The organism is Streptomyces sp. P6-2-1, assembly GCF_050613165.1.
Taxonomy (GTDB): domain Bacteria; phylum Actinomycetota; class Actinomycetes; order Streptomycetales; family Streptomycetaceae; genus Streptomyces.
Map to the genome: position 1 here is coordinate 3369194 of NZ_CP192513.1, position 21623 is coordinate 3390816.

Sequence of the window (21623 nt, forward strand, 5' to 3'; positions counted from 1 at the left end):
CCGCCGCGGACGCGGACGCCCACACCGGCAACGACGGCAGCCCCCTCGTCCTCGCCCTGACCGGCATGGGCGGCATCGGGAAGACGGCGCTCGCGACCGTGCCGGGGGAACGGCGAGCACGCCATCGAGCACGCCCGTCCCGTTCCACGCGCCCCTGTGTCCTGCGTCATGCGCCCTGGCTGCCGCGGGACGCCTCCGGGTTGGGCACCGGCCACTTGATGAGGTCCGTGTCGCCCGGCTCCGGCAGCGCCCCCCGTACCGGGCGGGTGCGGAAGGAGTCCAGGAGGTAGGCGACGAGGCGGCGGGAGGCGGCGCGGTCGCCGGGGGTCGCGGCGACGAGGCCGCCGTGGGCGAGCAGCAGCATCGAGAAGTCGGCCGGGTGGAAGTCCGGACGCAGGGCTCCGGCCGCCTGCGCGCGGGCCACGAGGCGGCCGAAGTCCTGGGCCGCCCGGACGCGGGCCGCGTCGGTGTGCGCCCGCGCGTCGTCCGGGAAGGCCCGTACGAACGCTTCGGGGAAGCCGCGCTCCTCCGCCTGGAGCGCGCACACCGTCTCGACGAGCCGCTGGAAGCCGCGCCAGGGGTCCGGATCCGCCACCGCCTCGTCGAGCACCCGCGCACACGTGTTCATCTGCTCGGCGAAGGCCGCCCGTACGAGGTCGTCGCGCGTCGGGAACCGCCGGTAGAGCGTGGCCACCCCCACCCCGGCGCGCCGCGCGACCGTCGCCATCGGCGCGTCGAGCCCCCGCTCGGCGAAGACCTCGCGCGCGGCGTCCAGGAGACGGGCGCGGTTGCGGAGGGCGTCCGCGCGCAGGGGCGGCGCTGCGGAGCCGGGCGGCGGGGCGGGCTCCGCGGGGGACGGCCCTGCGGTCGCCTCAGGCACCGCCCCGTCCCCCGCCCGCATCCGAGAGGATTCCGCCCGCACTGTCTCTCACCTCCGCCTCAAGTGGACGACTCCGTCCGTTTGCCAGCCTACGCTCGGCCCCGGCGGGGGGCCTGACGAGGAAAGGTGCGCGTGACCATGAAGGCTGTGCTCTACGACCGGTACGGCGGACCCGAGGTGCTGTACGTCGGCGACGTGCCGCGCCCCCTGCTCAAGGACGGCGAAGTACTCGTACGCGTACGGGCTTTCAGCATCAACGGCGGCGAGCTGTCGGCGCGTGCGGGGCGCGTGCGGTTCGTCACGGGGCGGAAGTTCCCGCAGCGCGTCGGGCTCGACTTCAGCGGCGAGGTCGCCGCGCTGGGCCCGGGCGCGAGCGGCTTCGCGGTCGGGGACAGGGTGTGGGGCGTCGTCGGCCGCACCTCCGGTTTCGGCAGCGCGGCGGAGTACGTGAAGACGAAGCCCGAGCGGCTCGGCAAGGTCCCCGACGGGCTCGACCTCGTGGCCGCGGCCGCGCTGCCCGTCGGCACGACCGCCGTGACCGCGCTGCGCGACAAGGCCAGGCTCAAGCCGGGCGAACGCCTGCTCGTACGGGGCGCGGCGGGTGGTGTCGGGAACGTCGCCGTCCAGCTCGGGGCCGCGCTCGGCGCCGAGGTGACGGCGCTCGCGCGCGCCACGAACCTGGACTTCGTCCGGGGACTGGGCGCGGCCCACGCGTACGACCACCGGTCCTCGGCCCCGCGCGAGCTGGGCACGTACGACGTCGTGCTCGACACGGTGGGCACCGAACTGCGCACGTACCGGGGCCTGTTGGCACCCGGTGGCCGCATGGTCACGATCGCCTTCGACCTCGAACGCATCGGCCGCTCGCTCGGGTACGTGGCCGCGAGCGCCGTGCACGGGCGCGGCCGCGTCCGCTTCTTCAGCGGAAACCCCCGCCGTGCCCTGCTCGACGAGGTCGCGCGGCTCGTCTCCACCGGGGCTCTCCACCCCGAGGTGGAGAAAGTCTTCCCGCTGGAGAGGACCGGGGACGCCCACCGGGCGCTGGAGGCGGGAGGCGTTCGCGGCAAGTACGTGGTGCGGGTGGACGCGGAGGGGTAGAGCTGTGCGAGGACGATTCCCAGCCCCGGGAGGTACTCGTGTCGGTTCCCGCCCTGACCCCGCCGTGCGCACTCGTCGAACTGTGGGCCGTACGCCACGGGGAGAGCACGGCGAACGCCGTGTACGCCGACCCCGCGACGGCCGGCCGCACCGAGCCGCTGCCCGGGCTCGACAGGGACGTGCCGCTCTCGGAGCGGGGCATCGCGCAGGCGGGGGCGCTCGGCGGCTGGCTCGCGGAGCGCGACCCGGGGCTGCTCGTCGTCTGCTCCCCGTACCTGCGCGCCCGCGAGACATGGCGGCTCATGGCCGAGGCCGCGGGGCTCCCCGCCGACGACGCCCTCGTCGACGACCGGCTGCGCGACCGCGAACAGGGCGTCTTCGAGCTCCACCCGCCCGCCGCGCTCCGCGCGAGCGACCCGCGCGAGGCGGAGCGCCGTGAGCGCGTCGGTGCCTGGTACTACCGGCCGCCGGGCGGCGAGGCGCTCGCCGATGTGACGGTCCGCGTGGGGCAGTTCCTCGCCGAGCTGTCGCGCGCGGCGACGGGACGGCGGGTGCTCCTCGTGGCGCACGACGCGGTCGTGGTGGCGGTACGGCAGTACTTCGGCGGCATCGGCCACCCGACCCCGGACCGGCTCCCGCCCGTGCCGAACGCCTCGGTCTCCCGCTGGGTCACGGAGGCGGGGCGGCTCGGCCTCGTGGAGTGGGGCGGGGTGGAGCACTTGGCGGGGTGAGTTCGCCGGGCGGGGGCGCCGGGGGCGACGGGTCGGGGGGGACCACGGGGCGGCAGCGTTTTGTCAGGGCTGGGGGGCTCCACGGGGCGCGGGGCGACCGGGGGGCGCGGGGGCGGCCGCAGAGCGCGGGGGCGGCCGCGGGGCGCCAGGCAGGTGAGGGCGCCAAGCCCGTCGGGGCCGCCGCCTCGGCTCGCCCCTCCCGGCCTCGCCTCATCCTCCGCCCCGCCCCTCTCCGCCCCGCCCCCTCTTCGCTCAGCCCGCGACTCGCTCCAGCCACTCCCCGCCCGTCGAGCCCGCCCGCACCGCTCCCACCGTGCCCACCGCACCCCCGCTCCCACCAGGCCCGCGAAGGCGGGACCTCGGTCGTCACGGCGGCGACGAGGGTCTCGCGCGAGGCGGTGAGCAGTGCCCTGTCGCCGCGGCCCGTGGCGAGCGCCATGACGACCGTGCCGATCCCGGAGGCGTGGACCCGCGCTGGGCGAACTGCTCGGGCGCGAACCGCGCGAGCTGCGCGCTTTTCTGACGGAGAGCCTGTGAAGGAGATGTGAGCACGTGGGGTGACAACTCGGCCCGTACGGGATACGGACGCGAAACGTAGGGGAATCGGTCGTGGCGGGCCGTAAACCGCCCGCTCGGCTGCGCCTCGGCGACGCGGCCCGGTAGGCTTTCCGTGTGATCTTCAAGCGCATCGGAAACGGCCGGCCGTACCCCGATCACGGCCGGGAAAGCACCCGGCAGTGGGCGGACGTCGCACCGCGTCCGGTCCGCCTCGACCAGCTCGTCACGACCAAGGGACAGCTGGACCTGGAGACCCTGCTCGCCGAGGACTCGACCTTCTACGGCGACCTCTTCGCGCACGTCGTGAAGTGGCACGGTGACCTCTACCTGGAGGACGGGCTCCACCGCGCCGTCCGGGCGGCACTCCAGCAGCGGCAAGTCCTGCACGCCCGCGTGCTGGAGATGGACTGAGGGGCCCGGAGGGACGGGCCGGGGGGACCGGCGGGATGACAGGGGGACCGGCGGTCGGGCTGCGGCTCCGCCCCCGCGTCCGGCGACTCGGCTCCGCACCCGGAGTTCGCTCGGCCGTTCGGGTCGCTCCACGTGATCTGCACCCAAGTGGATGATCATTAAGTAGGCATGGCTCGCGGGCCGCACTACGCTGCGTGTATGAGCATGCTCACACCTCCCGGCATGGGCGGCAAATACCGCATCACGGGGGACAAGTACCCCCATATGCGGCGCCCCCGCAGACGCGGCAGGCTCGTGGCGGTGATCGCCGCCTCGGCCGCCGTCCTCGGTCTGCTCGGCTGGGGTTCGCTCCAGCTCTTCGACGTCTTCTCGGGCGGCGGTACGGCGACGGCCGCGGCCGGTCCCAAGCACTGCGCCCGCCCCTCGGCGGCGCCCGCGCACGTGACGAAGCTGCCCGCGCCGAAGACCGTCAAGGTCAACGTACTCAACGCGACGACCCGCGCGGGGCTCGCCAAGGAGACGGCCGACGAGCTGAAGAAGCGGGGCTTCACGATCGGCGAGGTCGGCAACGCGCCGGCCGCGTACGACAAGAAGGTGAAGACCGCGGGGCTGCTGATCGGGCCGAAGAGCGCGGCAGACAGCTCGCTGAAGGTCCTCGGAACGCATTTCGCGGGAGCGGGGACGCGGACCGACGCGCGCAAGGGCGCCGCGGTGGATCTCGTGATCGGGGACGGCTTCACGAAGCTGACCGCTCCACGGGTGGCGGAGAAGTCGCTGGCCGCCCTGCGACAGGGGCCCGCCGACGCGGCGAAGCCGAAGTGCTGAGGGACGGCGGCGCGCGGGGCGGGCCGACCGGGCCGTCGGGGCCCCGGCGGCCCCTCGCCCCGGCCGGGCGGCCCTTCGGGCCGACGGGGCCGGGCCGCTGAGCGCGGGGGCGGGGCCCGGCCGGGAGCGGGGGCGGCGTGCGGGCGGCCCCCGTCCGGCGCGGGACCGGCGGGTGTCCCGCTACTCGGCCGCCCCGTACATGCGGTCGCCCGCGTCGCCCAGGCCCGGGACGATGTAGCCGTTCTCGTTGAGGTGCTGGTCCACCGAGGCGGTGACGACGGTGACCGGCGTACCGGCGAGTTCACGCTCCATGACCTCGACGCCCTCGGGGGCGGCGAGCAGGACGACGGCCGTCACGTCGTCGGCGCCGCGCGCGATGAGTTCCTTGATCGCCGCGACGAGCGTGCCGCCGGTGGCGAGCATCGGGTCGAGCACGTAGACCTGGCGGCCCGAGAGGTCCTCGGGCATCCGGGTCGCGTACGTCGACGCCTGGAGCGTCTCCTCGTTGCGGACCATGCCGAGGAAGCCGACCTCCGCGGTGGGCAGCAGGCGGACCATGCCGTCGAGCATGCCGAGCCCGGCACGCAGGATCGGGACGACCATCGGACGCGGGTACGAGAGCTTCACGCCGGTCGTACGGGCCACCGGGGTGTCCAGGTCGACCTGGTCCGTGCGCACGTCCCGCGTGGCCTCGTAGGCGAGCAGGGTGACCAGCTCGTCGGCGAGGCGCCGGAAGGTGGCCGAGTCGGTGCGCTTGTCGCGCAGCGTGGTGAGCTTGTGCGCCACCAGGGGGTGGTCGACGACGTGAATCCGCATCTCACCACAGTAACCGGACACCCCGCAGCCCCCGGACCGGCATCAAAGCCCCGGGGCCGGGGAACCGAAGGGGCACAAGGGCGCGGGGTGCCCACCGGGGCGGAGGACGGTGACGGACGGCATGAAGAAGGCGACGATACGTAACGGGGACGGCGCGCCGCCCGACGGCGGCACGCAGCCGCCCCCGCCACCCACGCCGTCCGCGCCGTCCACGCCGTCCGCGCCGTCCACGCCGTCCGCGCCGTCCGCGCCGCCCACGGCACCCTCAGCGTCCCCGACGCCCCCGCCACCCGCCGATGACGCCCCCGTACCCCCCGTACCCCCCGTACCCCCGCAGGACCTGGAGCGGCTCCGCCGCAGGGCCGAGTTCCTGCGCGACCTGAAGGAGGCCAGGGAGCTGCGGGAACGCGTCCAGCCCCGGCGGGCCAGGGCGGCACGGATGCGCCGCCAGCAACTGCGGATGCGCAGCTTCCGGTGGTGAGGAGGCGGCCGGAACCCCGTACCCCTCCCCTCGCTTCCCTCCCCCGGACCACCCCAATGCCGCCCTCCGTTTCGGCGCGGCCCCTGTTCCTGGAGCGGGCGGGCGGCGCAGACTCGGTGACGGAGTCGAGGCGGGGCGCGGACACAGAGGCGGGAACACTTCACCCGGCGACCTCGCTTCTGCCACGATTCCGATGAAGGGGACGGGGACTTCGCACCGCCCTCCGCCCCCGGCCTCAGCCGGGCGACCGGCACCCTCAGAACCAGTGGGAGAGTCACGGTGTACTTCACCGCACTGCTCGCGCGCACCGAAGACGGGTGGGAAGCGAGCGACACGGAGCTGGACGATGTGGAGACCCTGTCCGACCTGACCGATCTGGCCAGGGAGTACGCGGAGAGGACCGGTGCCGAGGACGACACCGTGCTCGTCTACGTGGAGCAGGAGGAAGGGGCCTGGTTCGGCCTCGTCCGGGTCGACGGGGAGGACGATCCCCGCGTCTACGTCTCCGCCGCGCAGGCGGCGGCGCGCAGCTCGTACGGCGAGATCCTGCTCACCGACGAACTGCTCGGCCGCGAACCGGCCGCCGCCGACCCCTCGACCGACCTGGACGCCCTGGACCTCGACGGCACCGAGGAGGGCGACCCCGACCAGGAGGAGGCGGACGCGGACCGCGAGGACTACGCCTCCGCGTCCACCGACTCCGTACCGCCGGGCCCCGTGGGCGACGCGGAGATCCTCGCCGATCTGGGCATGGCCCCCGCCGACCTGCTCACGGTCGACGAGTCCGATCCGCTCGCCGCGATCGGCGAGGCTCTCGGCATCGGCGAACTGGCGGACGCCGTGCGCTGACCCCGCCCGTGGCGCCGCCGTACGGGACCCCCCGTACGGCGGCGCTACGGTACGTGCCATGCACCCCGATCCCGTACGAGACCCCTGGCGCCCGGCGATGCGCGCCGCGCTCGCCGAGGCGGCGGACGCGGCGCGCGCCGGGGAGATCCCGGTGGGGGCGCTCGTGCTCGACGCCTCCGGTACGGAGCTGGCGCGGGCCCGCAACGAGCGCGAGGCGACGCACGACCCGACCGCGCACGCCGAGGTCCTCGCCCTGCGCCGCGCCGCCGCCGTGCGCGGTGCCTGGCGGCTGACCGGCTGCACGCTCGTCGTGACGCTGGAGCCCTGCCCGATGTGCGCGGGCGCCCTCGCGCAGTCGCGCCTGGACCGCGTCGTCTACGGGGCCCGCGACCCGAAGGCGGGCGCGGCCGGCTCACAGTGGGACCTGCTCCGCGACCGCCGCCTCAACCACCGTGCCGAGGTGATCGACGACGTCCTCGCCCCCGAGTCCACGGCCCTCCTGGACGCCTTCTTCACGGCCACCCGCTGACCGCTCCCCGAACCGATTTCAAACCACGGCCCTTCATGGGCTAGAGTCTGTCTCGGTAGCGTGTCCGAGCGGCCGAAGGAGCTCGCCTCGAAAGCGAGTGTGGCGTAACCCGTCACCGTGGGTTCAAATCCCACCGCTACCGCCAGCGAGAACCGCCCCCGACCTGGGAAACAGGCCGGGGGCGGTTTTTTCGTTCCGCACTTTCGGCCCGATCGTTCCGCACTCCGCCCCCTCTCAGGGCCCTCTCTCAGGGCTCTCTCAGGGCCGGTGGTCATGACATTCGTCAGGTCCCGACGGTCGCGGGCCATCGCCGACACGATTGTGCCGGTCTGAGGACCCACGCGAGCAGCGCGAGCGTCGACGGCCGTATCGCCGACGCGATCGCGGAGGGGCGCCCGCTCAGCCTGTGGGGCGTGCGGAGGAAGCGTCTCGGAGCCGTCGGTCGTGCTGAGCGCCGCCCGGCCGGCCGCAGGAGCCACGAGGAGCACACCCCGTCCGTGACGTCGCGTCAGCACCCACGGCCGTCCGGCCCGCGAGCAGAGACGCGTGCGTCGCGAGCGCGCCCCGGGCTGGGCGTGCGCCGCCCGCATCCCGGTGCGGGCCCAGGGCGGGACGGCGTGCGCAGGACGGCGGACACGGGCGGCAGCCGTACGGTCGGCAGCAGGGGGACGGCTCCCGCCAGCGCGGGACGACGCCGTTCCGTGGCCGGTGCGCGGCGGGCAGCCCCGGACCGCTCCTCACGCTTCACACCGTCCCGTGCTCCGCTCCGGCCCGCACCGGGGCGAGGGCGTCGGTCCAGGTGAGGACTTGGTCGAGCAGGGTGGCGAGGGCGGGGGCCTGGTGCTCGCCGGGGGTGAACCCGGCGCCGAAGCCGGCGAAGTCGGTGCGCAAGTTCAGGGTGACCTGGGCGGCCACGTCGGCGAGTTGGAGGGCGGCCAGGACCGGGCGCAGGGCCTCGACCGCGCGGACGCCGCCGTCGATGCCGTAGGAGACGAGGCCGACGGCCTTGTTGTTCCACTCGGCGTGGACGCGGTCGAGCGCGTTCTTGAGCACGCCGGGGAAGGAGTGGTTGTACTCGGGGGTCACGATCACGTAGCCGTCGTAGGCGGCCACCGTACGGGCCCACTGCTGGGTGCAGGGGTGCGTGTAGCGGCCCATCGCGGGCGGGAAGGGTTCGTCGATCTGCGGGAGGTCGACCTCGGCGAGGTCGATCAGTTCGTACTCCGCGTCCTCGCGTCGCCGGGCCGATGCGAGGACCCATCGCGCGACGCGTTCACCGGCCCGTCCGGTGCGGGTGGTGCCGAGGATGATGGCAATCTTCGTCATGTCGCCCCCAGGTGGGAAGTACGTCGAAAATCAGGTCAGAGGATCAGGTCGGTGGCGGGTGGCGGGTCCTTCGGTCCGAGGAAGGCGTCGAGTGCGGCGAAGACCTCCTCGGGCTTCTCCCGCAGGGGCAGGTGTCCGGCCCCGGGGATCAGCGCGAAGCGCGCGTCCGGGAAGGCGGCGGCGTAGGCGCGGCCGAAGGCGGGCGTGGCGACGGTGTCCTCCTCGCCCCAGAGCACGAGGACCGGCACGGTGAGGTCCGGCAGCCGCGAGAGCAGACCGGGGTCCCCCATCGTCGGTCCGGCGTACGCGCGCAGAGCGGCCATCGAGGCCGGGGACGGCCCGCGGTGGGGCGCCGCCGGTTCACCCGCCGGAGCGGGGGAGGCCGGGACTCCCGGCGGTGGCCCGGTGGGCGCGGTGACCGGGTGACCGGCGACGACGGGCCCGACGGCGTCGATGAGGACGAGCCGGGAGACGCGCCTCTCGCGGTCGTCGAGGGCGGTCTGGGTCGCGACCCAGCCTCCGAAGGAGGTGCCGAGGACCGTCACGTCCTTCAGGTCGAGCCGGCGGAGCAGGTCCAGATAGGCGGCGGCGAGCGCGGGGACGGAATCCAGCTCCTCGGGCCGTACGGTGTCCTCCCAGCCCGGGTGGGTGGGCGCGACCACCGCGTGCTCACGGGCGAGGTGGCCGACCAGGGGGCCGACGCTGCCGGGCCCCGGGCCGCCGTGCAGGACGAGGACCGGGCTGCCGTGGCCTGTCTCGCGCACGGAGACGTCAAGGCCGGGGCGCAGCGTGAGTGAGCGGGGTGTGGGCATGGGCTCGCGGCTCCTTCGAGAGTGCCGGGGCGGTCCGCGTCAGGAGTGGTCATGGTTGTTCGCGACCGAGGTGAAGAAGGTGACCATCTCTTCGAGCCCTCGCGGGCCGAACATCGTGGTGAGGCTCTCGGCGGAATCCCGGGCGGTTTCCTCGCTGCGCGGGAAGAGTTCCTTCTCGTACGCGAGGAGCGCGGCCTCGGTGTCGCCGGGGTGGGCGGCGACGGCCTGCGCGAGCTGGGCGCCGTCGAGCATGGCGAGGTTGGCGCCCTCGCCCGCGAAGGGCGGCATCACGTGGGCGGCGTCGCCGAGCAGCGTCACGCCGGGCACGCGCTCCCAGCGGTGTCCCACGGGCAGCGCGTGGATACGGCGGGGGGTGATCTCGTCCGCGTCGGCGACGAGCCCGCGCAGCCCCTCGTCCCAGCCCTCGAAACGGGCGAGGACTGCGGCCTTCGCGGCGGCGGGGTCCGTGAAGTCGACGGTGTCGATCCAGCCCTCGTCGGCCTTCAGCGCGGTGTACGCGTGCAGGCTGCCGTCGCTCTCCCGGTGGGCGAGGATTCCCCGCTCGTCGCCGAGCGCCATGAAGAACCCGTTGCCGACGAGCGCGGCGCCGCGCGGGTGCCGGGCGTCGGCATCGAAGAGGTCGGTCTCGGCGAGGGAGACGCCGGTGTAGGCGGGCCGGGCCTCCGAGACGAGCTGCCGGACGCGGGACCAGGCCCCGTCCGCGCCGATCAGCAGGTCGGTGGTGATGACCGAACCGTCGGAGAACGTCACCTCGTGCCGCCCGCTCCCCAGGGCGCGCGCGCCGGTGGCCTTCCGGCCCCAGTGGATCGTGCCCTCGGGGAGGGAGTCACGCAGCATGTCCCGCAGCTGTCCGCGGTCGACCTCGGGGCGCTCGCCGGTGCCGTCGTCCTCCTCGGCCACCCGCACCACACCGTCCGGGCCGTACAGGCGCATCTCCTCGCCGCCCTTGTGGACGAGCGCCCGGAACTCCTCGTACAGGCCGGCGGCGCGCACCGCCCGCTGGCCGCTCGCCTCGTGGATGTCGAGCATTCCGCCCTGGGTACGGGCCTCGGGTGACGCCTCCCGTTCGAAGACCGCCGAGGCGATGCCGTGGACGTGCAGGACACGGGCCGCGGTCAGTCCGCCGAGGCCGCCGCCGGTGATCGCGACGGGGAAGTGGCTGGTGCTCATGGATGCCTCCGGGGAGAAGTAGGGGCTACAGGTTCGCCGCGTGCTCCGGCCCGGGCGCACAGGCGCTCCGCGCGTCCGGGCAGGCGACGCCGGGTGCCGTTCGGCCGACGGGAGCGTCGACACCCCCACCGTAACGAACACGTTCGTCACGAACAAGTTCTACCAGGAGCGCCGAGGTCCCACCCCCCTCACCTCGTCCGCACGAGGATCGGCGGGCGGCCCTCGTGGCCGAGGGGAACGCGACGCCCGCGGGCTACTCCTCCACAGCCGGGGCGGGCGTGGCGATGATGCCGTTGACCAGCGAATCGAAGCCCCAGCGGAACCGCTCCTCCGGGGTGCCGCCGACCAGCGCGGGCATGTGCGCGGCGATCGCCGGATAGGCGACCTCACTCGCCGCGTCCAGCGCGTGCACGGCGGCGTTCCATTCCTCCGTGGCGGCGGGGTCACTCTCGCGGGTCGACTGCTCGGCGGCGGTGGCCGTCGCACTCTGGAGCAACTTGTCGACCCCCCAGGCCGCCTGCTCACGACTGGCCCCGCCCCGGGCGAGCAGGCCGAGAACGCGCTCCACCAGATTCAGGTAGTTCTCGCCGCTCGGGCGGGCGACGAGCGCGGAGCGCGCGAGCTGCGGGTACGCGAACAGCACGAGGGTGTACGAGCGCATCACCGCACGGAGCTGCTCGCGCCAGTCCCTCTCCCCCTCGGCCCCCTCACCCCCCGACAGGTCGACCTCGCCGAGCAGGGCGTCCAAGACCGCCGCATGCAGGGCCGCCGTGTTGGCCACGTACACGTAGAGCGAGGCCGGGCCGGTGTCCAGCTCTTGGGCGAGGCGACGCATGGTGACCTTCTCCAGCCCTTCGTCGCGCAGGACACGAAGGGCGGCCTCCACGATCCACCGTCGGGACAGCGGGGGCTTCGCCGGGCGCTCCCGGCGACTCAGGGGCGCTCTTCTGGTGGTCATGACCGCATCGTAACGAACGCGTTCGCCAGACGTACGGGCGAACTTGTTCGTTGCGAACACGTTCGTTACGCTGGCGGGGAACCCGCCCCCGCCCCCTGAAAGGGGTGATCCGCCATGCCCTCCCGCTCCGCTCCCGCACCGGAGCCCGCCTCCGGGTCCGTGACCGCGGCGGACAGCACCGAGGTGCCCAGGAACGTCCGCCGGGTCCTGCTCGGCATCCTGCTGGCCCTGCTCCTGTCCATGCTGGACGGGCTGATCGTCGGCACCGCGATGCCCACCGTCGTCGCCGACCTGGGCGGCCTCGACCACATGTCGTGGGTCGTCACGGGCTACACACTCGCCACCGCCTGTTCCACACCCGTATGGGGCAAGCTCGGTGACCTCTTCCACCGCAAGCTGATGTTCCTCGCCTCGATCGTGCTGTTCCTGGTGGCTTCCGTGCTCTGCGGCCTGGCCCCCTCGATGAACTGGCTCATCGTCTTCCGCGTACTCCAGGGCCTCGGCGCCGGTGGGATGGGGGCCGGTGCCTTCGCGCTCATCGGCGTACTGCTGCCGCCGCGCGAACGCGGCCGCTACCAGGGCCTGGTCGCCGCCGTCATGGCGATCGGCCAGCTCGGCGGGCCGCTCATCGGCGGTTTCGTCACCGCGCACCTCGGCTGGCGCTGGGCCTTCTACATCAATGTGCCCCTCGGGCTGATCTGCGTCACGTGGTGCTGGATCATGCTGCGCGTCCCCCCGCCCGGGCGGCAGGGCAAGGCCGTCATCGACTGGTGGGGCATCGCCCTGCTCACCGGCGCGATCTCCGCGTTCACCATGTCCGCCACCTGGGCGGGAAGCACCTACGCCTGGGGCTCGTGGCAGATCATCGCTCTCGCCGTCCTCGCGCTCAGCCTGCTCGCCGGGTTCATCGCGACCGAGCGCCGCGTCGCCGAACCGCTCATGCCGCTGCGGATCTACCAGGGGCACCGCAACTTCCCGCTCGCCGCCGTGCTGCTCACCGTCAGCGGCGTGTCGATGTTCGGCGCGACCCTCTACCTGCCGCTCTACCAGCAGGTCGTCCAGTCGGCCTCCGCGTCCCATTCGGGGCTGCTCCTGCTGCCGATGATGATCGCCACGCTCATCACTTCGCACATCGCGGGCAAGGTCATGACGGCCACCGGCCGGTACAAGGTCTTCCCCGTCCTCGGCTCCCTCTTCCTCGTCGCCGGCCTCGCCCTGCTGTCCACCATGAACACCGGCACCTCGCGCTTCGCGACCTCCACCTACATGGCGCTCGTCGGGATCGGCACCGGCTTCACGCTGCACATGTCCAACACCATCGCGCAGAACGCCGTCGCACCGCGTGATATGGGCTCGGCCTCCGCCGCCACCAACCTCTTCCGCAACCTCGGCGGCTCCCTCGGTATCGCCGTCTTCGCCTCGCTCTTCGCGGGCGCCGTGGGCGGCGGGGTCGCGAGCGGCTCGGGAGTGGGGCACGTCCCGGCTGCCGCGCGCGCCGCGTACGCCTCCGACGTTGCCCACGCGACGCACCTCGTCTTCCTCACCGCCACGCTCATCGCGCTGGCCGCGCTCGTGGCCGCCGTCTTCGTCGAGGAGATCCCGCTGCGCGGCAAGCCCGGCGCGGCGACGCCGACACCGGCGAAGCCGCAGGTCCCCGGAGAGCCGGCCGAGAGAACGGAGGGGACACCCTCGGCCTGAACCACGCGTGCGCGCGCGGCGCACACTGTCGACCGCGGAGGGCGCGTACGCGCCTCCGGGAAGCCGGTACTCGGAGGCGTTCGCAGCCGCGCCAAGCCGAGCGCCCCCCTGCTCACCGGGCAGGCTTCGCGAAGTGCCGCCGCCCGGCGCCGAACCGGTGCGGGCCGCGACGGTCGCCGCGGGCGCTCTCTCCGCGGCGTGGGCGGCGAGCGGGGCCGGGGAGGTGAGCGTGGCCTCGGCGACGGCGCCGACGGCTGCCCCGGTACCCGACCACGGCCTTCGGCCCGGCTGTGGCGGAGGCGGCGGGCGGGGAGTTCCCGGAGGCGTGAGGCGCGCCGGGGGCGAGGGGCGGGGGCCCTTGGGCGCGGGCCGGACGGAGCACCGGCCACGAGTGGCCCTTGGGCTGCTCGTGGGGGCCTCGCCGGATACGGCGCAGCCCGGTGCGGTGGCGCGGATCTGCTCGGCGGGTGCCGCCGGGGCGCGCCGACGGGGCGCCTCTTGACTTGGAGCGCGCTCGAACTCCTAGCGTCATGTCCCGGTACCGGCTGTCCGAAACCGGACGAAGAGGACGACGAAAGGCACGTACGCACATGGAGAAGCGCACACTCGGAAGCCTGGAGGTCTCGTCACTCGGCCTCGGCTGCATGGGGATGTCCGCCTTCTACGGCACCGCCGACGAGGCGGAGGGCATCAGGACGATTCAGCGGGCACGCGAACTGGGCGTCGACTTCCTCGACACGGCACAGATGTACGGCCCGCTCACGAACGAGTCGCTGGTCGGGCGCGCGGTCAAGGGCCACCGCGACGAGTACGTGATCGCCACGAAGTTCAACCTGCGGATGGACGACGCCGTCCCCGGCGACCCGAGCACGGTCGGGCGGCAGGACGGTTCGGCGGAGCACGTGAGGACGTCGGTCGAGGGCTCGCTGAAGCGCCTCGGGACCGACTACCTGGACCTCTACTACCAGCACAGGGTCGACCCCGCCGTGCCGATCGAGGAGACGGTCGGGGCGCTCGCGGAACTCGTCGCCGAGGGGAAGATCCGCCACATCGGCCTGAGCGAGGCGAGCGCGCGGACGATCCGCCGCGCGCACGCGGTGCACCCGATCGCCGCCGTGCAGACCGAGTACTCGCTGTGGACCCGCGACCCCGAGGCGGAGATCCTGCCGGCGTGCCGCGAGCTGGGCATCGGCTTCGTGCCGTACTCACCGCTCGGGCGCGGTTTCCTCGCGGGCAGGTTCTCCTCGCCCGAGGAACTCGACGAGGGCGACTTCCGCCGCAACGGGCCCCGGTTCACCGGCGACAACCTCACCGCGAACCAGCGCCTCGCGGCCAAGGTGAAGGAGATCGCCGCGGAGAAGGACGTCACCCCCGCGCAACTCGCCCTCGCCTGGGTCCTCGCCCAGGGCGAGGACCTGGTGCCGATCCCCGGCACCAAGCGCCGCACGTACCTCGAACAGAACGTCGGGGCGCTGGACGTCGAGCTGACGGCGGACGACCTCGCCCGCATCGACGCGGAGGTGCCGGAGGCGGCGGGGGAGCGGTACGACGAGGCGGGGATGGCCACGGTGAACCGGTGAGGTGAGCCGGAAGACCGGTCAGCGGGCGACGGAGACCGGCCAGCGGCAGACCGGGAGCGGTGAGCGTGCGGGCCGTCGCAGCGGTGCTCGCGCTCACCGCCTCCGCGCGACCCCGTGCGCGGCCGGTGGCAGGGCAGCGGGACAGGCCGCCGGTGGCAGGGCGCCGGTGGCAGGGCAGCGGGACAGGCCGCCGGTGGCAGGCCGCCGGTGGCAGGGCAGCGGACCGTACGGGGCCGCTCCGGTGGCTCCTCCCGCCACGCGCCCTTGCACCGGTATGCGCCGCTCCACGCCGACCGCGCCCACGCCCCCGGGGCCCTCCGCACCGACCGCGGCCACGCCCCCGGCCCTCCGCGCCACCGACCGCGGCCGCGCGATCCCCCGACCCCCTCCCCCGACCCTCCGGCCCCCGGCCCTCCGACCCCACCCGCCGACAGCACGGGCGACGCCCCCGCCCTTTCGCGGGCCGCCGCCCCGGAGCCTCAACCCCCTTGCCCCGGAGCCCGGTTACTACCGCGGCGCACCCCTTCACCGCCGCCAGGCCCCACCCCGCCCGCCGCGGACAACCCGCCCCATCCGCCCCCTCCCCCTCCCGCCCACGCCGCAAGTTCGCGCAAAACCCCCCTCCCTCCGAACAGCTCCCGCAAATATGCGCAAGTAACTATCCGGTGACCCTGCGTCGCGACAATCCTTCCAGGAGTCGGTCACCGCCAGCTGCGAAGGAGTGACAACCCGTGTCCATTCACCTGGTGTGCAAGGACCCCGCGAGCCCGAACAACAACAGTCCGACGCTGTACTACGACGACGAGACGGACACCTTCCTGCTCCAGTCCTGGATCGTTCAGGACTCCAGCCGTCTGGACTCCCTCGCCGTGCCGGACCACGAGACCGTGGTCGAGTTCCCGAAGCGGCTCTTCGCGCTCTTCCCGACCGCCGGCGAGGTGCTGGCCCTCGAACGAGACCGCAAGAACTAGCGGTAATTCAGGCGCTGTTGCGGACAAGCAGGGTGATCCGGGCGGCCAGGACTTGGGGCGAGGCTTTGCGCACGCCAGACTGAACGGCATGTCTTCCTCCTCCGATTTCGACGCCGCACGGATCGCCCTGGGGAACCGCTTACGGGCTCTCCGCAGGCAACAAGGCCTCACCGCACGGTCCCTGGCAGCGACCTGCGGCTGGCACGAGTCGAAGATCAGCAGGATCGAGAACGGCAAGGCACTCCCCTCCGTCCAGGACCTCGCGAAGTGGACGGAGGCCTGCGGCGCCGCCCCCGGCACCGCCGACGAACTCGTCGTCATGGCGCAGAACATCGAGCTTCTGTACGTCGAGTGGCGCCACCTGGAGCGCAACGGACTGCGCCGCGCGCACGACCAGACCCGCCCCCTGTGGATCAGCACGCAGCGCTTCAAGAGCTACAGCCAGTGCCTGCTGCCCGGCATCCTCCAGACCGAGGCCTACACCCGCGCCGTCCTCACGGCGATCCGGGCCAGGCGCGCCGTCCCCGACGACCTGGAGGCGACCGTACGGGCACGCATGGAACGCCAGCAGATCCTCAACGACCGCAGCAAGAGCTTCGCGATCGTCCTGGAGGAGGCCGCCCTGCACTACCGGCTCGGCGACCGCCAGGTCATGGTCGAGCAGTTGAGCCGCCTCATCACGATCTCGGCGTACTCCAACGTGAGCCTCGGCATCATCCCCCGCACCGCCGGCCGGTCCTGCATGTGGCCCGTCGAGGACTTCTGGCTCTTCGACGACCGCGAGGCGAGCGTCGAGACCGTCTCCGCTCTCCTGACCCTCAAGCAACGCACCGAAGTCTCGCTGTATCAGGACGCGTTCACGCGTCTGCACCAGCTCGCGCTGCACGGCAGCGACGCCTTTCCCCTGATCATGGCGGCCCTCCCGAAGGACCCGCGCGAGTAGCGGTCCCACGACGACGGGCCGCCGCGCACACCGCACGGCTGGAGGCCCGTTGTTCCCCCCGTTCTCCCCCGCCCGTACGTACCGCTCGTGGCGCCGAGCGCGGGCCGGCCGCCTCGATTTCCCCCGGCCGCGCGGACTGCGGACGCCCTATCCGAAGCCGCACAGGCGCAGGGCCGTCGCGGTCGGCGCGGGCTGCGCCCTGGTGCTCGTCGCTCTCGCGAGCGCGGGCGGCGCGGACGGTACGGGCCGCGCCCGGGGCGAGGCGGACGGGCCGCGCGCGACGCTGCTGCGCACCCTGGAGCGGGAGCGGCTGCCCGGGGAGCACGTCCTGCGCAGCGGCGTCGCGCGCGCCGGAACCCGCACCCGTATCGCCCTCGACGGCGCGCGGGCAGGCGGCGAGGAACTCGTCCTGCTGTGCCGGGGCGCGGGCGCGCTCGGCATCGGCACGGAGCCCGCGCGGGCGCTCGGCGCCCCCGTACGGCGCTGCGAGGGAGCACTCGCCCGGCTGCGCGAGACCGGGGCCACGACGGTCGAGGTACACGCCGGCACGGCCACGGGTGACGTGGCGTGGGCGGTGGCCGCGTACCGGGCTCGAAAGTGCCCTTGTCATACGTGTTCCTCGTGTAAAGGTTGAGGCCAACGAGCAATACAGGTAGACAAGTTGGGGGGATTTCGTGATGCGGAAGAGGTACGCCCTGTCCTGCGCGGGCGCACTGCTCGCGCTCACCGCGGCGAGCGGTGTGGCCGCCGCCGGCACCTCGGGGGACGTCGTGCAGCGGCAGATCGACGCGGTGCTCGCCGCGACCGAGGGCGGGGTGCAGATCAGCCCGTACGAGATCGCCTGGAACGGCGGCGAGGTCATCGAGGCGTTCCCGCTGCCCGGCGAGGCGAGCGCGCGCCTGAGCAGCCCGGCCGCCGAGCGGCTCCAGGCGTCCCTCGCCGCCGCGGAACCGGTCGGCGATGTCGTCACGGAGGCCGGTCCCGGGGCCGCCACCGCTGCCGACGAGCCGGTCGCCACCGAGGAGAGGGAGGGCCCGCTCGGCCCGCTCGCCGCGGCCTCTTCGGACAGCTGCCCGACCCAGACGATCGGGAACGACTGGTACTGCTTCTACCAGTTCAAGAACTACGAGGGCCGCCGTCTCCAGTGGAACGCCCGGCACACCACCACGATGTACTTCAGCGACTACGCCTTCGTCAACGCCACGTCGTCCTGGTCGAACAGGGGCGGCATGACGATCTCCGTCGGCGGGCGCACCGTCACCGGCTCCGACGCCTCCTGCCGCCCGAGCAGCCCGCTGTGGCGCGAGGCGGCGCACACGCGCTCGGCCTCCCTGCCCGCCTCGCTCGACAACCGCGCGGACTGCTTCGCCACGTCCTGAACGGGCCGGCCCCCGCGGCGCCGGCATCCGTGCCGCGGGGACCGGGACGAGGTCACTCCAGGTACGTCGTGTACTGCACGATCGCCGGCGTCCTGACGTTCAGCCTGCCCGCTTCGAGGAGCAGTTCATCGGCCGAGAGCAGCCGTCCGTCCGCCGGGTCGAAGACGAACGTCCGCGTCTCCCTGAGGCCGAACGCGCGCGACGTGTGCGAGAAGGCGAGTCCCGTACGCCCCGCGCGGTCCTTGACCTCGCCCCGGTACTCGACGCCCTTGGACTCCGCGAGCACGCGCAGGACCGCCGCGCGCTGGGCGGGGGTGAAGTGGTGGTCGGTGGCGAGGTCCGTCAGCGACTCGTAGAACTGGGCCGTGGAGCGACCGGCCTTCCCTGGGAGGATGTAGTCACGCATCCCGGCCGTGCTCGTGGGCACCGCACGCGGCACCCGGTACGAGGGGCCGCCCGCGCCGGTGTACGTCTCCGCCTCCGCGCCCACCGAGCCCGACTTCTCCCACCGCGCACGCTCCGCCTCGCTCCCGAACCGGGGCTTCAGGGTCCGTACCGTCCACCTCGTGCTCCCGTCGGGCTGCTTGACCGTCACGCGGTGCTCGGGGATCACGGCGGAGGTGACCTGGACACCGTCGACGCGGGTGCTGAGCGACCACGAGTCGCGCACGAACCGCTCGGGGCCCGCCGCCCTGGCGGGCTCGGGCAGCTTCCCGACCTTGTCGGCGAGCGCCGTCAGGACGGGGGCCGCGGGCGCCGCCGCGCGCAGCCCGAGCGGCGGCGGGGTCACGGCTGTCGCGGGCTGCGCCGCGGTACGGGTCAGTTGCAGCGCGAGCACCGTCGCGGTCACCGCGACGACGACCCCGGCGGCGAGCCCCCAGCCCAGCACGGGCCTGCGTCCCCGTACGGTGAGCGGCGCCGGCCTCGGCGCGGCGAGCACACGGTCGAGACGCTCCTCGCGCCTGCGCGCGTCCGGTACCGTCCCTCGCGCGGGGTCCAAGTCCCGCAGTCCGGCTTCCAGTTCACCCATGACGTCCCCCTCGATGTCCCACCAGCACCTTCTCGGAGGGGAGTACGGCCGCGCGCGGCTCCCCGCATGCGCGTTCCACCGCGCCGCGCAACCGCTTGCGGGCGCGGTGCAGCCGTACGTGGAACGTCGCCGTGGAGCAGCCGAGCACCCGCGCGGCATCGCGCGCGGGCAGCTCCTCCCACAGCGTGAGCCGCAGGACCTCCCTGTCGGGCTCGGCGAGCGCGTCGAAGGCCCGCACGAGCGGCAGGCGCAGGCCGAGGAGGTCGGCGGGATCGGCCGCCTCGTCCTCGTAGCTCTCGTGGCGCGCGTACCGCTCGGCGAGCAGCCCGATGAGCGCGCCGCGGCGCTCGGCGGCTCGCCGGGAGTTGGCGAGTGTGCGCCGCGCGACGCCGTACAGCCACGGGAGTTCGTACGCGCCGGGCAGCTCACCGAACCGCCGCCACGCGGTCAGGAACACCTCCGAGACGACGTCGTCGACGTCCTCGGCCCTGGCCCGCCGCCGCACGTACGCCTCGACCGCGACGCAGTGGCGCCGGTACAGCTCGGTGAAGCGCCGCTCGTCCTGACTGCCATCGGTTCTGTCCACATCCCCTCCACCCCGGTAGATGTCGGGAGAGGGAGTGTTCTTACAGGGGCGGCGGGAGGTTTTCCGGTACGCCGGTCCCGCGGCGACCGTGCCGCCGCTCCCCGCCCTCGGCAGGCGCCCGCGATCAGGCGCCCTCGGTCAGGCGCGCGCGGTCGGCCGCCCGCGGTTCAGTCGCCCGCGGTTCAGTCGCCCGCGGCCGGTCGCGCGGTCAGTCGCGCGCGCCGTGGCGGTTCGTCCCGCGTTCCTTCTCGTGGTCCTCACGCACGCGCACCGCGTAGTCGTCGAACTTGTCGCGGGCCTCTTCCATCGCCTTGTAGTCGTGGCCGTGGTCCCGCGTGTTCGCCTTCTCCTGCTCGCGCCGCCGCATGAAGTGCAGCTCGTCACGGGCCGCCTCGATGGCCTTCTCCAGGTTCTTCTCCTGCTGCGAGTCACGCATGGCAAAAACCCCTTCGACGGACTCCGACCAACGTAACCCGGCTCCCCACGACCTGCGATCCGGGGCCGCGAGGCCCCCGGGCGGCGAGAGGGCGACAGGCTAGACTCCCCGCGCGTACCGTACGACCGTACGATTGGACGTCGGGACGCCACGCACGCGATGACCTCGCACGGTCAGCACGTCACGGGCGGGATGACAGGACGTCATGCGCAGGGGAGGGGACCGGGGTGCCGCAGGCCAAGAAGATCGCACTGTTCGCAGTGATCGTCTTCGTGCTGTACGTGATCATCACCGATCCCGCCAAGGCCGCCGACTACGTCCAGATGGGCTTCGAGGGCGTCTCGGACGGCGCGAGCGCCGTCGGCGACTTCATGACATGGGTGGCCAACGGGGGCAAGTGAGCCCCGCCACCGCGTGACGCCACCGCGTGACGCCCACGTACCACCCCCGTCCCACGCCTCGCCTCCAGGCCGCCGCGCGAAGCCCGTACCACCGCACGCGCCCCCTCGCACCGCCCTCGCGCCGCCTTCGCGCGCCCCCAACACGACCTTCACCGGTGCTTGCGCACGATGCGCATGTCTTGTGATGCTATGACCGCTTTTGACGGAAGAGTGAACAGGTCGGGTCAGGGACAGACCGAGGCGGAAAAGGGATGGCGATGACCGTGCCGGCCAGTACGACGCCCGTGACACCGCCGCCCACGGCGCCGACGGCACCCCGGAGCCGGGGGGCCGATACCCGGGCCCTGACCCAGGTGCTCTTCGCCCGGCTCAAGAACCTCACCCCGGGGAGCCCCGAGCACGGGCGGGTGCGGGCCGCGCTCATCGAGGCGAACCTGCCCCTCGTGCGGTACGCGGCGGCACGTTTCCGCAGCCGCAACGAGCCGATGGAGGACGTCGTCCAGGTCGGCACGATCGGCCTGATCAACGCGATCGACCGCTTCGACCCCGACCGGGGCGTGCAGTTCCCGACCTTCGCGATGCCCACCGTGGTCGGCGAGATCAAGCGGTACTTCCGCGACAACGTCCGCACCGTCCACGTACCGCGCAGACTCCACGAGTTGTGGGTCCAGGTCAACAGCGCGGCCGAGGACCTCACGACCGCCCACGGGCGCTCCCCCACCACCGCCGAGATCGCCGAGCGGCTGCGCATCGGCGAGGACGAGGTCCTCGCCTGCATCGAGGCGGGCCGCTCGTACCACGCGACCTCGCTGGAGGCCGCGCAGGAGGGCGACGGGCTCCCCGGGCTGCTCGACAGGCTCGGGTACGAGGACCCCGCGCTCGACGGCGTCGAACACCGCGACCTCGTACGCCACCTGCTCGTCCAGCTCCCCGAGCGCGAGCAGCGCATCCTCCTGCTGCGCTACTACAACAACCTGACGCAGAGCCAGATCAGCGCCGAACTCGGCGTCTCGCAAATGCACGTGTCACGTTTGCTCGCGCGCAGCTTCGCGCGTCTCAGATCCGCAAACAGGATCGACGCCTAACCGGAACGGGTACTTTCGCTTTTCCTTCCCACCAGGCCGTGACCCGCCT

General features: G+C 73.4%; 24 protein-coding genes and 1 tRNA gene. 16 read left to right on the plus strand and 9 right to left on the minus strand.

Annotated elements, in window-relative coordinates; all coding sequences use genetic code 11:
* Positions 1-166 precede the first annotated feature (166 nt).
* The gene (locus tag ACQYWQ_RS14515) at positions 167-811 is read right to left on the minus strand and encodes a TetR/AcrR family transcriptional regulator (RefSeq protein ID WP_431039193.1); all 645 of its coding nucleotides are present in this window, start codon (positions 809-811) and stop codon (positions 167-169) included.
* Between the two features lie 207 nt (positions 812-1018).
* On the opposite strand from ACQYWQ_RS14515, the gene ACQYWQ_RS14520 reads away from it, so the two are divergent.
* From ACQYWQ_RS14520 to ACQYWQ_RS14535, 4 genes are all read left to right on the plus strand, one after another.
* Entirely contained in the window at positions 1019-1978 is a 960-nt protein-coding gene (locus ACQYWQ_RS14520) for an NADP-dependent oxidoreductase (RefSeq protein WP_431039194.1), read from the plus strand.
* Positions 1979-2016: 38 nt separating this feature from the next.
* The gene (locus tag ACQYWQ_RS14525) at positions 2017-2709 is read left to right on the plus strand and encodes a histidine phosphatase family protein (protein ID WP_431035022.1); all 693 of its coding nucleotides are present in this window, start codon (positions 2017-2019) and stop codon (positions 2707-2709) included.
* Positions 2710-3381: 672 nt separating this feature from the next.
* Entirely contained in the window at positions 3382-3678 is a 297-nt protein-coding gene (locus ACQYWQ_RS14530) for a type II toxin-antitoxin system VapB family antitoxin (RefSeq protein WP_431035023.1), read from the plus strand.
* Between the two features lie 222 nt (positions 3679-3900).
* Positions 3901-4503 (plus strand): LytR C-terminal domain-containing protein, encoded by a 603-nt coding sequence (locus ACQYWQ_RS14535; RefSeq protein ID WP_431039195.1) that lies wholly within the window; start codon positions 3901-3903, stop codon positions 4501-4503.
* A 180-nt stretch (positions 4504-4683) separates the two neighbouring features.
* Here ACQYWQ_RS14535 and upp read toward each other — a convergent pair whose 3' ends face one another.
* Positions 4684-5319: a uracil phosphoribosyltransferase gene (gene upp / locus ACQYWQ_RS14540; protein WP_431035024.1), complete on the minus strand. Its 636-nt coding sequence runs from the start codon at positions 5317-5319 to the stop codon at positions 4684-4686.
* Between the two features lie 121 nt (positions 5320-5440).
* On the opposite strand from upp, the gene ACQYWQ_RS14545 reads away from it, so the two are divergent.
* The 4 genes from ACQYWQ_RS14545 to ACQYWQ_RS14560 all read left to right on the plus strand — a co-directional run bounded on the left by ACQYWQ_RS14545 (position 5441) and on the right by ACQYWQ_RS14560 (position 7323).
* The gene (locus ACQYWQ_RS14545) at positions 5441-5800 is read left to right on the plus strand and encodes a hypothetical protein (RefSeq protein ID WP_431039415.1); all 360 of its coding nucleotides are present in this window, start codon (positions 5441-5443) and stop codon (positions 5798-5800) included.
* A 279-nt stretch (positions 5801-6079) separates the two neighbouring features.
* Positions 6080-6649 (plus strand): hypothetical protein, encoded by a 570-nt coding sequence (locus ACQYWQ_RS14550; protein ID WP_431035025.1) that lies wholly within the window; start codon positions 6080-6082, stop codon positions 6647-6649.
* A 58-nt stretch (positions 6650-6707) separates the two neighbouring features.
* On the plus strand, positions 6708-7178 hold the full coding sequence (locus ACQYWQ_RS14555; protein ID WP_431035026.1) for a nucleoside deaminase: 471 nt from the start codon (positions 6708-6710) through the stop codon (positions 7176-7178).
* A gap of 54 nt (positions 7179-7232) precedes the next feature.
* Positions 7233-7323: transfer RNA gene (locus ACQYWQ_RS14560), tRNA-Ser, on the plus strand.
* Positions 7324-7922: 599 nt separating this feature from the next.
* Here the strand turns inward: ACQYWQ_RS14560 and ACQYWQ_RS14565 are convergent.
* The 4 genes from ACQYWQ_RS14565 to ACQYWQ_RS14580 all read right to left on the minus strand — a co-directional run bounded on the left by ACQYWQ_RS14565 (position 7923) and on the right by ACQYWQ_RS14580 (position 11465).
* A complete protein-coding gene (locus tag ACQYWQ_RS14565) occupies positions 7923-8504 on the minus strand; it encodes an NADPH-dependent FMN reductase (protein WP_431035028.1) in 582 nt (193 codons plus the stop codon).
* A gap of 35 nt (positions 8505-8539) precedes the next feature.
* Positions 8540-9316, minus strand: a complete 777-nt coding sequence (locus ACQYWQ_RS14570; RefSeq protein ID WP_431035030.1) for an alpha/beta fold hydrolase — start codon at positions 9314-9316, stop codon at positions 8540-8542.
* 39 nt (positions 9317-9355) lie between these two features.
* Positions 9356-10507, minus strand: a complete 1152-nt coding sequence (locus tag ACQYWQ_RS14575; RefSeq protein WP_431035032.1) for an FAD-dependent oxidoreductase — start codon at positions 10505-10507, stop codon at positions 9356-9358.
* 253 nt (positions 10508-10760) lie between these two features.
* The gene (locus ACQYWQ_RS14580; RefSeq protein WP_431035033.1) at positions 10761-11465 is read right to left on the minus strand and encodes a TetR/AcrR family transcriptional regulator; all 705 of its coding nucleotides are present in this window, start codon (positions 11463-11465) and stop codon (positions 10761-10763) included.
* A gap of 114 nt (positions 11466-11579) precedes the next feature.
* On the opposite strand from ACQYWQ_RS14580, the gene ACQYWQ_RS14585 reads away from it, so the two are divergent.
* The 6 genes from ACQYWQ_RS14585 to ACQYWQ_RS14610 all read left to right on the plus strand — a co-directional run bounded on the left by ACQYWQ_RS14585 (position 11580) and on the right by ACQYWQ_RS14610 (position 18036).
* Positions 11580-13163: an MDR family MFS transporter gene (locus ACQYWQ_RS14585; protein ID WP_431035034.1), complete on the plus strand. Its 1584-nt coding sequence runs from the start codon at positions 11580-11582 to the stop codon at positions 13161-13163.
* 590 nt (positions 13164-13753) lie between these two features.
* On the plus strand, positions 13754-14743 hold the full coding sequence (locus tag ACQYWQ_RS14590; protein WP_431035036.1) for an aldo/keto reductase: 990 nt from the start codon (positions 13754-13756) through the stop codon (positions 14741-14743).
* Between the two features lie 731 nt (positions 14744-15474).
* Positions 15475-15714: a hypothetical protein gene (locus ACQYWQ_RS14595; RefSeq protein WP_431035037.1), complete on the plus strand. Its 240-nt coding sequence runs from the start codon at positions 15475-15477 to the stop codon at positions 15712-15714.
* Between the two features lie 88 nt (positions 15715-15802).
* Entirely contained in the window at positions 15803-16657 is an 855-nt protein-coding gene (locus ACQYWQ_RS14600; RefSeq protein ID WP_431035038.1) for a helix-turn-helix domain-containing protein, read from the plus strand.
* Positions 16658-16706: 49 nt separating this feature from the next.
* Positions 16707-17291: a hypothetical protein gene (locus tag ACQYWQ_RS14605; protein ID WP_431035040.1), complete on the plus strand. Its 585-nt coding sequence runs from the start codon at positions 16707-16709 to the stop codon at positions 17289-17291.
* A 43-nt stretch (positions 17292-17334) separates the two neighbouring features.
* Positions 17335-18036, plus strand: a complete 702-nt coding sequence (locus ACQYWQ_RS14610; protein ID WP_431035042.1) for a peptidase inhibitor family I36 protein — start codon at positions 17335-17337, stop codon at positions 18034-18036.
* Positions 18037-18088: 52 nt separating this feature from the next.
* Here the strand turns inward: ACQYWQ_RS14610 and ACQYWQ_RS14615 are convergent, their stop codons facing one another.
* The 3 genes from ACQYWQ_RS14615 to ACQYWQ_RS14625 all read right to left on the minus strand — a co-directional run bounded on the left by ACQYWQ_RS14615 (position 18089) and on the right by ACQYWQ_RS14625 (position 20088).
* Positions 18089-19066 (minus strand): CU044_5270 family protein, encoded by a 978-nt coding sequence (locus ACQYWQ_RS14615; protein ID WP_431035044.1) that lies wholly within the window; start codon positions 19064-19066, stop codon positions 18089-18091.
* Positions 19059-19652 (minus strand): RNA polymerase sigma factor, encoded by a 594-nt coding sequence (locus tag ACQYWQ_RS14620; protein ID WP_431035046.1) that lies wholly within the window; start codon positions 19650-19652, stop codon positions 19059-19061. The genes ACQYWQ_RS14615 and ACQYWQ_RS14620 overlap by 8 nt, the downstream gene beginning before the upstream one ends.
* 208 nt (positions 19653-19860) lie before the next feature.
* Entirely contained in the window at positions 19861-20088 is a 228-nt protein-coding gene (locus ACQYWQ_RS14625) for a hypothetical protein (protein WP_431035048.1), read from the minus strand.
* Positions 20089-20315: 227 nt separating this feature from the next.
* Between ACQYWQ_RS14625 and ACQYWQ_RS14630 the strand changes: the two genes are divergently transcribed.
* Both ACQYWQ_RS14630 and ACQYWQ_RS14635 read left to right on the plus strand, forming a co-directional pair.
* Positions 20316-20489 carry a hypothetical protein gene (locus ACQYWQ_RS14630; RefSeq protein ID WP_203607508.1) on the plus strand — a complete coding sequence of 58 codons (174 nt, stop codon included), beginning with the start codon at positions 20316-20318 and terminating at the stop codon, positions 20487-20489.
* A 251-nt stretch (positions 20490-20740) separates the two neighbouring features.
* The gene (locus ACQYWQ_RS14635) at positions 20741-21574 is read left to right on the plus strand and encodes an RNA polymerase sigma factor SigF (protein WP_431035049.1); all 834 of its coding nucleotides are present in this window, start codon (positions 20741-20743) and stop codon (positions 21572-21574) included.
* Positions 21575-21623 lie beyond the last annotated feature (49 nt).